Source organism: Sorangium sp. So ce295 (assembly GCF_051527405.1).
Taxonomy (GTDB): domain Bacteria; phylum Myxococcota_A; class Polyangia; order Polyangiales; family Polyangiaceae; genus Sorangium; species Sorangium cellulosum_B.
The window spans coordinates 5,419,111-5,432,570 of sequence record NZ_CP150324.1 but is presented as its reverse complement, the minus strand read 5'-3'; the positions used below and the strand labels follow the sequence as shown (position 1 = coordinate 5,432,570).

At 76.2% G+C, this 13,460-nt stretch carries 9 protein-coding genes; 7 read left to right on the top strand and 2 right to left on the bottom strand.

The genetic code is table 11. The features are described from left to right. The first annotated feature begins 267 nt into the window (after positions 1–267). Together WMF11_RS20435 and WMF11_RS20430 are read left to right on the top strand one after the other, a co-directional pair. Positions 268–819: a hypothetical protein gene (locus WMF11_RS20435; RefSeq protein WP_437553987.1), complete on the top strand. Its 552-nt coding sequence runs from the start codon at positions 268–270 to the stop codon at positions 817–819. Then, entirely contained in the window at positions 819–1,379 is a 561-nt protein-coding gene (locus WMF11_RS20430) for a septal ring lytic transglycosylase RlpA family protein (RefSeq protein ID WP_437910097.1), read from the top strand. The genes WMF11_RS20435 and WMF11_RS20430 overlap by 1 nt, the downstream gene beginning before the upstream one ends. A 21-nt stretch (positions 1,380–1,400) precedes the next feature. Here the strand turns inward: WMF11_RS20430 and WMF11_RS20425 are convergent, their stop codons facing one another. Continuing rightward, complete coding sequence (locus WMF11_RS20425) at positions 1,401–3,827, bottom strand: PQQ-binding-like beta-propeller repeat protein (RefSeq protein WP_437910095.1); 2,427 nt, start codon at positions 3,825–3,827, stop codon at positions 1,401–1,403. Positions 3,828–4,050: 223 nt separating this feature from the next. On the opposite strand from WMF11_RS20425, the gene WMF11_RS20420 reads away from it, so the two are divergent. The 3 genes from WMF11_RS20420 to WMF11_RS20410 all read left to right on the top strand — a co-directional run bounded on the left by WMF11_RS20420 (position 4,051) and on the right by WMF11_RS20410 (position 6,573). Then, positions 4,051–4,677 (top strand): CDP-alcohol phosphatidyltransferase family protein, encoded by a 627-nt coding sequence (locus WMF11_RS20420; RefSeq protein WP_044965217.1) that lies wholly within the window; start codon positions 4,051–4,053, stop codon positions 4,675–4,677. A gap of 123 nt (positions 4,678–4,800) precedes the next feature. Next, the gene (locus WMF11_RS20415) at positions 4,801–5,391 is read left to right on the top strand and encodes a Uma2 family endonuclease (RefSeq protein WP_437978638.1); all 591 of its coding nucleotides are present in this window, start codon (positions 4,801–4,803) and stop codon (positions 5,389–5,391) included. 225 nt (positions 5,392–5,616) lie between these two features. Beyond that, the gene (locus WMF11_RS20410) at positions 5,617–6,573 is read left to right on the top strand and encodes an outer membrane protein assembly factor BamB family protein (protein WP_437978637.1); all 957 of its coding nucleotides are present in this window, start codon (positions 5,617–5,619) and stop codon (positions 6,571–6,573) included. A gap of 31 nt (positions 6,574–6,604) precedes the next feature. Here the strand turns inward: WMF11_RS20410 and WMF11_RS20405 are convergent, their stop codons facing one another. After that, positions 6,605–7,339, bottom strand: a complete 735-nt coding sequence (locus tag WMF11_RS20405) for a hypothetical protein (protein ID WP_437978636.1) — start codon at positions 7,337–7,339, stop codon at positions 6,605–6,607. Between the two features lie 377 nt (positions 7,340–7,716). Between WMF11_RS20405 and WMF11_RS20400 the strand changes: the two genes are divergently transcribed. Together WMF11_RS20400 and WMF11_RS20395 are read left to right on the top strand one after the other, a co-directional pair. Beyond that, positions 7,717–9,189: a hypothetical protein gene (locus WMF11_RS20400; RefSeq protein ID WP_437978635.1), complete on the top strand. Its 1,473-nt coding sequence runs from the start codon at positions 7,717–7,719 to the stop codon at positions 9,187–9,189. A gap of 224 nt (positions 9,190–9,413) precedes the next feature. Then, positions 9,414–13,319 carry a serine/threonine-protein kinase gene (locus WMF11_RS20395; RefSeq protein WP_437978634.1) on the top strand — a complete coding sequence of 1,302 codons (3,906 nt, stop codon included), beginning with the start codon at positions 9,414–9,416 and terminating at the stop codon, positions 13,317–13,319. Positions 13,320–13,460: the final 141 nt, after the last annotated feature.

Genomic DNA, 13,460 nt, shown 5'->3' with positions numbered 1-13,460 from the left:
GCGCGGCGTCGCTGCGCGGCGTCCTCGCCCGGCGGCGGCCGTCGTCGCGCGATCCGCCGCGGAGCGCCGGCGCGGCGCGCGATCTCCGGAGCCGCGGAGCTCGGGCGACGAGCGCGCGTCGCAGGGGTCATCGCAGCGGCGGCGGGTCGCCGCGGACCTGCGCGTGCCCGAGGCGCTGTTAACGCGGGTTCACGCGCCCGGCGCCGATCTGGAGACCCCGCGCGCATCGGCTCGGCGCGGGGGCCTGTTTCGGGTTATGGACGGATCGTGCTCTCCGGTCGTGCCCTGGCCCTCGCGGTCCTCGCGTGGTCGTTCCTCAAGGTCGCGGTGCGCCGTCTCTTCGACGACGGTCCGAGCGGGCTCGCGCTCTTCCGCGAGAACTACGACGCCGATGGCCTGCCGCCGCTCTCGCCCGCCGAGCGCGCGGCCCTGCCCCGCTTCTCCCGCTGCATCGCGTGCGGGCGCTGCGACCTCGGGGAGGCCGAGCGCATCGCGGCCTCCAGGGGGGCCTACCGCGGCCTCATGACCGTGGTGCTCGCGTCGTCGCGGAGCATGCCGGACTTCGACGCCGCGGCGCTCGCGCTCGCGCACGTGCCGGAGGAGGTGCTCGCCGAGAAGGAGAGGATCTGCCCGACCGGCGTGCCGTTCCGCGAGCTGGCCGGGTTCGTGCGGGCCAAGGCCAGGCCCCAGGCGGCGCCGTCCGCGGACGGGGCGGGGAGCGGCGAGCCCTCGGCCCTGGCCCTGGTCGCCGCGGTGACCTCGCCCGCGGCCGACCTCGACCCCTCGTCGGCCGATCGCGCCGCGCCGGAGGCGACGTGATGACGCCCGGTGGACGCCGCGGCGTGGCGAGGACGCTCGCCTTCCTCCTCCTCTTTTGCACCCCCGCCTGCTCCGCTCACCAGCCTGCAGCGCCCCGCACGGGAGCCGACGCGCCGATCGCGCTCGGCGTCGCGCCGAGCACCCCGCCGGCGCCCCCGCGGCACCAGGCCGAGGACGACGATCCGGACGACATCGACGGCGTCTCCACGCCGATCGCGCCCGCGAGCGCGCGGAGCGCGGCGAAGGGGACGCCGATCCAGGGCGGGCGCGCCACCTACTACGCCGACAAGTTCACCGGCCGCCGCACCGCGAGCGGCGAGCGCTACAACCCGCGCGCGCTCACGGCCGCGCACCGGACGCTGCCCTTCGGCGCCGTGGTCGACGTGGTCCGCCGGGACGGCCGCCGCGTGCGCGTGCGGATCAACGACCGCGGCCCGTTCAAGCGCGGCAGGATCATCGATCTGTCGCGCAGGGCCGCCGAGCGGATCGGGCTCATCGAGGACGGCGTCACCCAGGTGACGCTCGAGCTCATCTGGAAGCCGGCGCGGCGGCCGCGCTGACGCGCGCCGCCGCGGCGACCGCTACTGGACGAGGCTGAGCCGCGGGGCCGCGGAGAAGGCCGCGAGGTGGCCGCTCTCCTCGGCCACGTAGACGTCGCACCGCTCGTCGACCCGCAGGAGATCCGGGATGAGGTCCGTCGGCACCTTGCCGAGCAGCGCGCCGTCGCGCGGCCGGACGACGTGCACCTCGCTCTGCGGCACGAACAGCGCGCCCGAGCGGAGCACCGGCTCGAGGCGCCGCGGCCTGTCGCCCTCGACGCCGCCCGCGATGACGTGCCGGTACCGGACCGCGCCGTCGTGCGCGCCGACCCCGACGATCTCGCCTGCCTCGCTGTTCACGACGACCACATCGTCCACCATGAGGCACGAGGCCGTCGACGCGCACGCGGTCAGGTCGAAGCGCGTCGCCCCGGTGCGGCGATCGATCCCGACGAGCCCCGTGCCGCGCCGCCCGTGGGTCACCACGCACACCGTCTCGGGCCCGAGCAGCGGCGCGCCGACCGGCGCCACGTGCTTCGGCAGATCGACCGTCCACCGCGCCTCGCCGGACCACGGGTCGAGGTGGTGCAGCCGCGCCCCGCCGCGGCCGACGAAGGCGCCGTCGCCCGCCAGCGCGAAGAGCGCGTCGTGATCGACCGCCACCGGCGACGCGAACGGGAGCCGGTCGCAGAAGCGCCACACGACCTCGCCGCTCAGCACGTCGAGCGCCGCGAGGGCCGGCTCGCCGCTGCCCACGAGGACGAGCTTGCCCGCGCGGCGGAGCCGGAAGTTCTCGCCGCGCCGCGCGGCGTAGCGCCAGCGCACCTCGCCGGAGTAGAGGTCCACGGCCGCGAGGTGGCGCGTCCCCTCGCTCACGATGAGCATCCGCGGCAGCCCGGGGCCGCTCACCACCGCGCCCGAGGCGTTCGCGCCCACGCGCGGCGAGAGCCGCGTCGACCAGGCGACCTCGCCGCTCGACAGATCGTGCAGCTGCAGCGTGCCGTCGGGCAGGAGCCGCCCGAGGCCGACCGGCGTCATCACCGAGACCGCGCGCGGCGCAGGCTTGCGCCACAGGCACTCGCCGGTGCGCCGATCGATGCACGTCAGCTCGCGCGTCGAGCCCACCACGAGCACGTCGCCGCAGAGGAAGGTGGCGCGGAGATCGAGCGACGGGATCGCCGCGATCCACCGGGCCGTGAAGCGCAGGCGCGTCCGCCCGAACGTGTCCTCGGCCGCGGCCTGCGGGCGCGCCGCGGCCGCGAAGGCGCGGTACGTCTCCGGGGCCACGTTGATCTTCGCGTCGTTGCGCGTGAGCTCGCGGAGCCGCTCGGAGAGCGCGCGGACGCGCGCCCGGAACTCGAACAGGCGCAGGTTCGACGTCTGCCCGCGATCGCGGCGCACCAGGCTGCGCGCGAGCGCCCGCCCGAACGCGACCACGCCCTGGGCGAGCGCCGCCACGTCGACGGCCGGGAAGGTCCAGGTCTGCGCCCGCTCCTCGGCGGCCGCGAACGAGGGGACGCGGCCAGCGCCGGGCGCGCGGGGATCCGCGGAGGGGACGCGGCCCACGCGGGGCACGCCGAGCGTGAGCGACAGCGCCCCCTCGCTGTGCAGCCGGACGCCGAGGATCGCGCCGCCGACGGTCAGCCGGCGGTGGTAGGGCTGGCGTCGCGCCCACGCGTCGAGCGACTCGAGCGACAGCGACGCGAGCTGCTCGGCGAACGGGAAGACGAAGACGTCGGGCAGCTCCCGCGCCTCCTCGCCCACGAGCACGCGGATCTTGCCCCGGAAGAGGAGCGAGAAGAGGTCGGCCCGGAGCACGGCCGGCTGCGTGAGCGCCGCGCCCTGCGACGTGCGCAGGAGCGCCTCGGCCGCGATGGCGATCGGGATCTCGCCGGTCGGCTCGACGCCCACGATCGCGGGCTCTCCTCCCGCCTCGTCGGGCGAGAACGGCAGGGAGGCCGCGAGGCACCGCCGCGCGGCCGGGAGCCGCTGCTCGCCGATCCCGCCGAGATCCGCGTCGTTCTCGGCGAAGGCGGCGTCGCGGCGCGCGCCCGGGCCCCTGCGCGAGGCGAACCGGTCGATGGCCGCGAGGAGGCGCGCGCAGAGCGCTTCGCCGTCGAAGCGCCGCTCGTGCAGGGCGACCTCGGGCACGTCCCCGCCCTGGAAGACGGTGACGAGGAGGTCGCGGCCCACGCGCTCCAGCCCGAGCTCCCAGGGGTCGGGCTCGAGGCACAGGCGCACGACCGCGCGCGCGCGGCGTCCGGAGGCGAGCTCCGCCGCGGCCTCGGCGAGCTCGCAGAGCAGCGGCAGCGCCTCGGTCTCGGCGCGTAGCGGCAGCGCCGCTCCATCGAGCGGAGGAGGCGCGTTGCGCGCCCCCTCCAGGACGAAGTCGAGCACATCGTGCAGCGACGTGCGCTCGGGCTCCGATGAGCAACGGGTGTTGTCGGCGACAAGTGACAGTCCGGGCATCCGCCGACGGATGCTAGGCAGCGCGCGGCCCGGTCCTAAGTTTTGTGCGCGGATCGCCGCGGAGTGGACAAGCACGTGCCACCTGGCTAGACGGCGCCGGCGCCGGGCGCGCCGCGGCCCCGAGGCGCCCCGCGACGCGAGGATGCGCTGCGAACGGCGACGCGCGCCGCGCAGAATGGTTGGCAATCGAACCGGACGTGCGACACTGCGCTCCCCGAGCGCCATGCCTGCCGAGAGACCGCCCCATTTCTCGATGCTCCGGTCGTTCGCGCTCGCCGACTTCGTCACGCTGGCGAACGCGGCGAGCGGCACGCTGAGCATCCTGCTTTGCCTGAACTACGTGGCCGAGCGCGAGCGCATCTATATCTGGGTGGCCTTCGGGCTCCTGCCGTTCGCGCTGGCGTGCGACGTCCTCGACGGCACGATCGCGCGCTGGCGTCGCAAGCACTCGCCGCTCGGGGCCGATCTCGACTCCCTCGCCGACGTGGTCTCGTTCGGCGTCGCGCCCGCGGTGCTCGGCTACGCGCTCGGCCTGCGCGGGCCGTGGGACGCCGCCGCCCTCGTCTACTTCGTCGCCTGCGGGATCAGCCGCCTCGCGCGGTACAACGTGACGGCGGCCGAGCTGTCGGACGAGCGCGGAAAGGTGCGTTACTACGAGGGGACGCCGATCCCCACGAGCCTGCTCATCGTGCTGCTCTTCGGGGTGCTCTTCGCCAAGGAGCGCGTGCACGAGCAGCTCTGGCTCGGGTCCATCGCGCTCGGCCCCTGGGCGTTCCACCCGCTCAGCCTGGTCTATGTCGTGAGCGGCAGCGCGATGGTCAGCGGCACGTTGAGGATCCCGAAGCCGTAACGGGGAGGGGCAGGCGCGCGCCACGCGCGCCGGGGAGGGGCAGGCGCGCGGCGCCGCGCGAGCGTCCAGGTTCGGCGCGCCACGCGCCTTGCCTCTCCCTGGGCGCCCAGGCAGGCTCCGGACATGGGCCAGCCCGCCGAGAAGCAGCCGCGCGCCACGTACGCCGACCTCGAAGCCGTCCCGTCGAACAAGGTGGCGGAGCTCGTCCGCGGCACCCTGCACGTGTTCCCCAGGCCGGCGCCGCGGCATGCGCGAGCCGCGTCCAGGCTTGGGGGGAAGCTGTCCGGCCCCTTCGACCTGGGCGAAGGCGGGCCCGGCGGCTGGACCCTCCTGGTCGAGCCTGAGCTGCACTTCCCCGACCCGCACACGGCTGGTGAGTTCGACGCGCTCGTGCCCGACCTCGCCGGCTGGCGGATCGAGCGCATGCCCGAGCTGCCCGAGACGGCCTTCTTCCCGCTCGCTCCCGACTGGATCTGCGAGGTCCTGAGCCCGTCGACCGAAGACGTCGATCGCAGGGAGAAGATGCCCCTCTATGCGCGCGAAGGCGTGCTCCACGCGTGGCTCGTCGATCCGATCCGGCGCACCCTCGAGGTCTTCTCGCTCGTCGCGGGCAGGGGTTGGGAGCCCGGCCCCGTCCACCGAGACGCGGCGCGGGTCCGGGTCGTGCCCTTCGAGGCCATCGAGCTCGATCTCTCGGTGCTCTGGGCGAAGTAGCGGAGGCGAGTCCCCGGTCCGGCGGGCCGCGCACGGTGGCTCTCGATCACGGGTACCCGGCGGCGATAGACTGTCCGGATGCGGCCCTGCAGGAGCTGTGGTGCCTCGCTGGAGGCAAGTCGTGATGGGATCGCATGCCCGCGCTGCGGCGCTGACGCCCCCGGCGTCGCAGGCGCGGCCGCACCGCGGGCTGCGCCCGCGCCTGGGCCATCCCGGGCGACGAAGGTGCTCCTCGCCGCGGCGATGGCCGTGGTCGGGATCGGCTTCGCGGTGATGTTCTTCGCGCGCGTCGACCCGCCGCAGGAGCCCGCGCCGCGCGCGCGCCCGCTCTCCACCCAGCTCGACGCCCTCTGCTTCGTGGACGCGAACGGCGACGACGCGCCCGACCCGGTGCTGTGGCAGGACGGCAAGACCCGCGGGCGCGTGGTGGCCGTCGACGGGCGCAGCGGGCAGGGGATCTGGGCGTCGCTGGAGATCGAGGAGCCGGACGCGCTCGCCTGCGCGGACGCGAACACGGTGCTCGCGGGCGGGGGCGACGCCGCGCTGCGCGCGCTCGACGCCCGCACCGGCAAGGAGCGCTGGGTGGCGAACCTCCCCGGGGTCCCCGACGAGATCGCGGGGGGCGAAGGCTGCGCGACCGTGGTGATGAAGGACGGCACGGCGACCGGGATCAAGCTCGAAGGGGGCGCGGCGGACGACTGCCCGACGGCGCCGCAGCCGTCGGCGATCACGGGGCACTTCTGGGAGCGCAAGAAGAACCCCCAGGTGGTCCAGGCCGGCGGCGTGGAGGTCGTGCTCACAGCGCCGGCCGGGGGCCCGCCGCGGCTCACCGCCGAGGGGCGGCGCGGCAGCGAGTCGCTCTGGAAGAAGGAGCTCGCCGCGCGCGCGCCGCTCTCCGGCGGGCGGCCCGACCTGTTCCTCGTCGCGAGCGGCGGCGCCGCCGTCGTCGTCGGCGTCGACGTGGTGAACGGCACCGAGCCGCGGATCATCGCCCTCGATCCGGTGTCCGGGGCCGCGCGGTACGAGCGCGCCGCGGCCTACCTCGGCGACCGGCTCACGGCGGCGAAGGCGTCCGGCCCCTACGTCTACGTCATCAGCGGCGCCGCGGTGAGCGGCGCTGCGCTGCGCGCGATCGACCCGGCGACCGGAGAGACCGCGTGGCGCGCGACCACGCCGCCGTGAGCCTGTCGCCGGCGTGGCCCGCGGCGCGCCCTCAGCAGAGGCAGCCCACGAACGTACCCGAGAACAGCGGTCGCTCCATCACCGCGGCGCCGCACGTCGGGCACGTATCGCCGAGCTTGAGCTCGCGGGGCTGCGGCGCCGGCTTCGCCGGCTGCGCGGAGGGGGACGTCCCCGCGACGGCGAGCGGCTGGAACTCCACGATCGACACGCGCGAGAACCCCTGCCTCGGCGTGGCGCTGCGCTGCGGCGACGTCAGGAGATCCTGCTTGCTGCGGACCGGCAGGATGGGTCGCGACATGTTGATGTAGGCGAGCTCGAGCGTGTAGAGCGCCGGATCGAGCATGCGCGGGTCCTCCGGCTGGACGATCCCGTGCTGGAAGGCCTCGATCAGCATGTCGACGTCCGTCCTCGCGTTGCGGTTGCGCGCGGCGTCGACCAGGAAGAGGCCATTGCCGTAGTAGGCGGCGTTGAGCCAGAAGCCGGTGCCCGCGGTGTGGTAGCCGCCGGTCGCCCACTTGTACCCGCGCAGCGAGCGCACGTGGGTCGTCAGCGCGTTCGCGAGCGCGTACGACGTCATGCCGAGGGGCAAGAGGCTCACGAGCGCCGCCGGGTGGAAGTTCAGGCAATCGCTGCAACAGACAGGCACCGTCGGCACGAGCGCCTGCGCGGGATCGATGCAGACCTGGACTTCCGATTCGCTGCGATAGCAGCCGGTAAAACACGAATGCCGCTCGACGGCGGCCAGGAGCGCGGCAGGAAGTGCCATGCGGGGAACTATACCGTCCACGAGGGCGCATGGCTGCCACGAGGCGCAGCGCCGCCGCCGTTGTCCGAGGCGTGCGCGCCGCGGCGAGCCCAGGTGTTCGCGACGTTCGCGCGCACGTGTCCGCGTGGTCGCGTCTCGCATCTCGCCTGCTCGCACGATTGCGAGCAGACGAGCGCAATTGCGTCCTTCGTGCGCCTGTCACAGGATCGCTGCGTGCTGATCGCCGTACACCCTGAGCGCTTGCTCCGCTGCCCGTGCGTCCTCGATGGAGATCGCGCGGAGCGGCGCGGGCTCCGGTCCAGCGCGGGCGTCAGCGCCTCGTGTCCATCGGCGTGCCGCGCGGACGCACGGGCGGCGTGACGGGGCGGGAGCGTTCGGTGCTCGTTGCGCTCGCCGGCGCGCTCTCGGCGCTGCTCCCGGCGCTCGCGCTCTCGGGGTTCACGGTCGACGACGCCCTGATCACGGCGCGTTATGCGCACCACCTCGCCCGGGGGCTGGGCTACCGCTTCAACGCGGCCGGGCCGGTGACCGACGGCGTGACGCCGCTCGGGTGGGCGTTCGTGCTGGCGCCGTTCGCGGCCGGCGGGCCGCTCGCCGCGCTCGCGGCCGCGAAGGCGCTCGGCGCCCTCGCGTGGACGCTCGCCGCCGGCGTCCTGGCGCTCGCGATCGATCGGGCGTCCGATCGTCCCATCCGGTTCGCGGCGCTCGCGCTCGTGCCGGCGTCGGCGCCGCTCGCCGCCTGGAGCGTGGCGGGCATGGAGACGGGCGTCGTCGCGGCGCTCGGGGCGCTCGCCGTCGCGTTACCGACGCTCGGCCGCACGCTCGCCGGCGCGGCCTGCGCCGGGGCCGCGGCGGCGCTCCGGCCGGAGCTCCTGCCGTTCGCGCTCGTCGTCGCGCTCTCGGCCCAGGCGGCTCCGCGCCGCGACGCCGCGGGGGGCGCGCCGCCGCGGCCCGCGTGGGCGCGAGCGCTCGCCGCGCTCGCGCTCGCGGGCCTCCCCTTCGTCGCCGTGGCCCTGGCGCGCCTCTCGATCTTCGGGCGGGCCGCGCCGCTCGCCGCGCTGGCGAAGGCGCCGGACGCGGCGCTCGGCGCCCGGTACGCGCTCGCGTGTTTCCTCCTGACCGGGCCTGCGGCGCTGCTCGCGCCGGCCGCGTGGCGCGCGCTCCCCGCGTGGCCGCGCGGGCTGCTCGCGGCGGTCGCTGTGCACTTCCTCGCGGTCGCGGCGGCGGGCGGCGACTGGATGCCGCTCTCGCGGCTCGTCGTCCCGGCGCTGCCCGCCGTGGTGCTCGCGGCGGCCCACGTCGCCTCGGTGGCGGATGCGCGCGCCACGGCGCTCCGGCTCGCGCTCGCGCTCGCGGGGGAGCTCTTCGTGATGGTCCGGGTCGGGCCGATCGCCGCGCGGGTGGGCAGCGACCGGCTGCGCATCGTCGAGGAGCTCCGCGGCGCGCTCGCCGGGGCGGAGGTCGTCGCGGCGCTCGACATCGGCTGGCTCGGGGCGGCGACGGGCGCGACCCTCGTCGATCTCGCGGGCGTCACGGATCCGGCGATCGCGGCGCTGCCCGGCGGGCACACAACGAAGCGGATCCCCGGGGCGCTGCTGGACGCGCGCCGGGTGGACGCGCTGGTGCTGCTGCTCGCCGAGGGCGAGGCGCCCGCGTCGCCGTGGCCGGCGTCGCGGTTCGCGCGCGGGGTGGAGCAGCGCGTCGCGCTCCTGCCCGGCGCTGGCGAGGCGTTCGCTCCCGTGGCGGTGAGCGGCCTCCCGCACCTCCGCTACGTCGTGCTGCGGCGGCGCGCAGGCGACGCAGAGGCAGGCCAAGCGCCCCCTGACGCGGGCGCGCAGCGCGACAGGTAGGTGAGCCGGCGAGGCGCGCCGGTGCGCCAGCGTGTGCGACGCGCCGACGCGAGCGCCTGCGCCGCGACATGGGTCCCTGCGGGGTGGCTCGGCCAGGGGATCGGCCGCGGTGAGCCGGCGCGCACGCCGCGCGGCGTCGAGCGAAGTGACAGTGGACGGACGGCGCGCGCCGCTGGCACGCTGTGCAATAGCGGCAGAGCGCCCGCCAGGAGCGCGTCAGCTCGATGCAGGCAGGAGAGGTCGTCGACGACCGGTTCGAGATCGAGGAGCACGCCGCCTCGGGCGCGACGGCGCGCGTGTACCGCGCGCGCGACCTCCGGTCCGGCGAGCTCGTCGCGCTCAAGCTCCTCCAGACCGCCGCGACCGCGTCGCTGAGCGCCCTCGCGCGCGAGCACCTCGCCCTCGCGACGCTCGCGATCCCCGGCGTCGCCCGTTACGTTGCGCACGGAGCGACGGGCGGCGGCCGGCTCTACCTCGCGATGGAGTGGCTCGATGGCGAGACCCTCTCGGAGCGGCTCGATCGCGGCCCGCTCACGCTCGCCGAGGGCCTCACGCTCGCCGCGCGCATCGCCGAGACGCTCGCCGCCGTCCACCAGCTGGGGTTCGTGCACTGCGACGTGAAGCCGGGCAACCTCATCCTCGAGGGCGGCGACCTCCAGCGCGTCCGGCTCATCGACTTCGGCGTCGCGCGCTTCTCCGGGGATGACGAGGAGGAGTTCCCGACGCTCGGCGACATCCGCGGCACGCCCCAGTACATGGCCCCGGAGCAGGCCCGCGGCGAGCCGCAGATCGACGCGCGCGCCGACGTGTTCGCGCTCGGCAGCGTGCTCTTCGAGTGCCTCACCGGGCGCGCCGCGTTCGGCGGCAGCGACCCGCTCTCGGTCCTCATGAAGGTCCTCCTCGAGGAGCCGCCGCGGCTCAGGGAGCTCCGCGACGACGTCCCTGCCTGGCTCGATCGGCTCGTCGCGCGGATGCTGTCGAAGGCGCGGGAGTCCCGGCCGCGCGACGCGGGCGTCGTCGCGGCGGCGCTCGCCTCGGAGGCGCTGGATTCACGCCTCGACGCGGGCCCGCCGTCGCTGCAGCCCCCGTCGTCCCACCCGCCGGGGCAGCGCGGCCGCGAGATCACGACCAGCGAGCGGAAGGTCATGTGCCTCCTGCTCGCCCGGGAGGGCCAGGCCGACGCGGAGGCGACGCTCTCCGACGTCGAGGACGAGGCGAGGGCGCGGGCGATCCGCGAGATCGTCGAGCGCCACCGCGGCCGGATCGAGCTCCTGGAGGCGCGGTGGCTGCTCGTGACGCTCTCGGGATCGGCCGCGCCCACCGACCTCGCGGCGCAGGCGGCCCGCTGCGCCCTCTCGCTCAGGGAGCTGCTCGGCGGCGCCCGCCTCTCGCTCGTCATCGGTCGGGCCGAGGTCGCCGCGCGGCTGCCGGTCGGCGCGGTGATCGATCGCCTCGTGCAGCTCGTCCAGGGCAGTCGAGAGCCCCTTCATCCGGCGGCGATCCGCATCGACGACACGACCGCGGGCTTGCTCGGCGCGCGGTTCGACGCCACCCGGGACGCGTCGGGGTGCTGGCTCCACGGCGCGCGCGAGGAGCCCGAGACGCAGCCCTCGCTCCTCGGCCGGCCGGCGCCCTACGTCGGGCGCGAGCGCGAGCTCGGGCTGATCGAGGCCGAGATCGACGCCTGCGTCCGCGGGGCGGCCCCGGGCGCGGTGCTCGTGACGGGCGCGGTGGGGTCGGGCAAATCGCGCCTCTGCCACGAGCTCGTCCGCGCGCTCCGGTCGCGCAGCGAGCCCCTCGCGGTGTGGCTCGGCCAGGCGGACCCGATGAGCGCCGGCTCCGCCTTCGGCCTGCTCCAGCGCGCGCTCCGCCGCGGGCTCGGCCTGCGCGACGGCGAGCCGATCGACTCGAAGCGGCGCAAGATCCGCGCGCGCGTCGAGCGCCGCTGCGGCGCCGCGGCGGCCGCGCGCGTCGCGCCGTTCCTCGGCGAGCTCGCGGGCGCGCCGTTCCCGGACGACGACGACGTGCAGCTCAGGGTGGCGCGGCGGCACCCGCTCCTGATGAGCGACCAGCTGCGCCTCGCGTGGGAGGATTTCCTCGACGCCGAGTGCGCCGCGCAGCCGGTGCTCCTCGTGCTCGACGACCTGCACTGGGGCGATCTGCCGACCGTGACGCTCGTCGAGGCCGCGCTGCGCAACCTGAAGGGCAGGCGGTTCGCGGTGCTCGCGCTGGCGCGGCCCGGCGTGCACGAGCTCTTCCCGGGGCTCTGGGGGCCTCACCTCGTCCGGGAGGTCCGCCTCTCTCCGCTCGCGCCGTCGGGCGGAGAGCGGCTCGTGCGGGAGGCGCTCGGCGCCCGGGCGAGCGCGGAGCTCGTGAGGACGCTCGTCGAGCGCGCCGACGGCAACGTGTTTTATCTGGAGGAGCAGATCCGCGCCGCCGCCCGCGGCCGGACCGCGGCGCCGCCGGAGACGGTGCTCGCGATGGTGCAGGCCGGGCTCGACGCGCTCGACCCGGAGGCGCGCCGCGTGCTGCGCGCCGCGAGCGTCTTCGGCGAGGCGTTCACCGAGGCGGCGGTCGCCGCGCTCGTGGGCCGGTCGGAGGTCGCGCGCGAGGTCGACGAGCTCGTGCGGCACGAGGCGATCGTGCGGATCGGTCCGCGGAGCCCGGCCGGCGACGCCGCGCTCCGGTTCCGCCACGCGCTCATCCGCGAGGCCGCCTACGGCATGCTGACCGAGGGCGATCGGCGGCTCGGCCACGCGCTCGCGGGCGGCTTCCTCGCGCAGCGCGGCGAGGCCGATCCCATGGCGCTCGCCGAGCACTTCGAGCGCGGCGGCGAGCCCGCGCGCGCGGCCACGGCGTACCTCGCGGCGGCGCGGCAGGCGCTGCGGGGCAACGACCTCGGCGCGGTGCTGGCGCGCGCGGCGCGCGGCGTCGCGTGTGATCCGGCGCCCGCCACCGTGGGCGAGCTCCGCCTGCTCGAGAGCCAGGCGCACTTCTGGCGCGGCGATCTCGCGCTCGCCGAGGAGCGCGCCGCGGCCTCCGCGGAGCACCTCGCGGAGGGATCCGCCGCCTGGTTCGCCGCGCTGACCCGGATCATCATCGCCGCGGGCGCCACGGGCGGCCTCGAGCGCGTCGAGCGCTGGGCCGCCGTCGCGCGCGACACGCCTGCGCCCCTCGAGGACGGGAGCTCCGCCAAGAGCGCCTGCCTGAGCTCCGCCGCGCTCATGCTGATCTTCGGCGGCCGCTATGCGCTGGCCGACGCGCTGCTCGAGGGCGCGGAGCGCGCGATCGAGGGCGCCCCGGCGCCGGATCTCGAGGCCGTGGCGAACCTCCACGAGGCGCGCGCGATCCGCGCGCACGCGGGCGGGGACCCCGGCGCGAGCCTCGCCGGCATCGCGGCGGCGCTCGCGGCGTTCGAGCAGGCCGGCGACGTGCGGCGGGCGTGCATGGCGCGCATGAACCTCGGCTACTCGTACGGCCAGGTGGGCCAGCTCGAGGCGGCCGAGGCGGCGCTGCGGCAGGCGCTCGCCGAGTCGGAGCGCATGGAGCTGCGCGGCACCACGGCGTACGTCCTCCAGAACCTCGGCCTGGTGCTCTCCTACCGAGGCCGGCTCGACGAGGCGAGATCGGTCGAGGAGACCGCGTGCGCGATGCTGGAGCGCCACGGCGACGTGCGGATGGAGGGCTGCGCGCGCGTCTACCTCGCGAGCATCCTGCTCCTCGCGGGCGATCCCGAGGCGGCGGCGCGCGAGGCGCGGGCCGCGGACGCGATCCTCGAGCGGGCCCCGCCGATGCGCGCCTACGCCGTCGCGGTGCTCGGGCGCGCGCTGCTCCACCTCGGCAGCCCTGGCGACGCGCTCGCCGCCGCCGAGCGTGCGCGCGCGCTGCTCGACGAGGTGGGCGTGGAGGAGGGCGAGTCGGTGGTGCGCCTGGTCTACGCCGAGGCGCTGTCGGTCTGCGGGCGCGGCGCCGAGGCCGCGCGGGCGATCGCCGAGGCGCGCGATCGCCTGCTCGCGCGCGCCGAGAAGATCAGCGACGGCGCGTTCCGGGCGCACTTCCTGGAGCGGGCCGTGGACAACGCGCGCACGCTCGAGCTCGCGCGGGCGTGGCTGGGCGAGGCGGCGGAGTAGCCGAGCGCGCTCGCCGCTCCAGGCGAGGAGCGCTGCGCGGTCCGCGCGCCCGCGCCGCTGCGCCGCCGGGGTGGCCTGCGCCGTTGTTCTCCGGTCGATCCTACCGCGAGCGAGCGGGCGGCGTGACCTCCTGACCGCGAG

Excerpts from the sequence above, each read along its gene's own strand:
- WMF11_RS20430 (WP_437910097.1), top strand. The coding sequence starts at position 819 with ATGACGCCCGGTGGACGCCGCGGCGTGGCGAGGACGCTCGCCTTCCTC.
- WMF11_RS20425 (WP_437910095.1), bottom strand. The coding sequence starts at position 3,827 with ATGCCCGGACTGTCACTTGTCGCCGACAACACCCGTTGCTCATCGGAG.
- WMF11_RS20415 (WP_437978638.1), top strand. The coding sequence starts at position 4,801 with ATGGGCCAGCCCGCCGAGAAGCAGCCGCGCGCCACGTACGCCGACCTC.
- WMF11_RS20395 (WP_437978634.1), top strand. The coding sequence starts at position 9,414 with ATGCAGGCAGGAGAGGTCGTCGACGACCGGTTCGAGATCGAGGAGCAC.
- WMF11_RS20420 (WP_044965217.1), top strand. The coding sequence starts at position 4,051 with ATGCCTGCCGAGAGACCGCCCCATTTCTCGATGCTCCGGTCGTTCGCG.
- WMF11_RS20405 (WP_437978636.1), bottom strand. The coding sequence starts at position 7,339 with ATGGCACTTCCTGCCGCGCTCCTGGCCGCCGTCGAGCGGCATTCGTGT.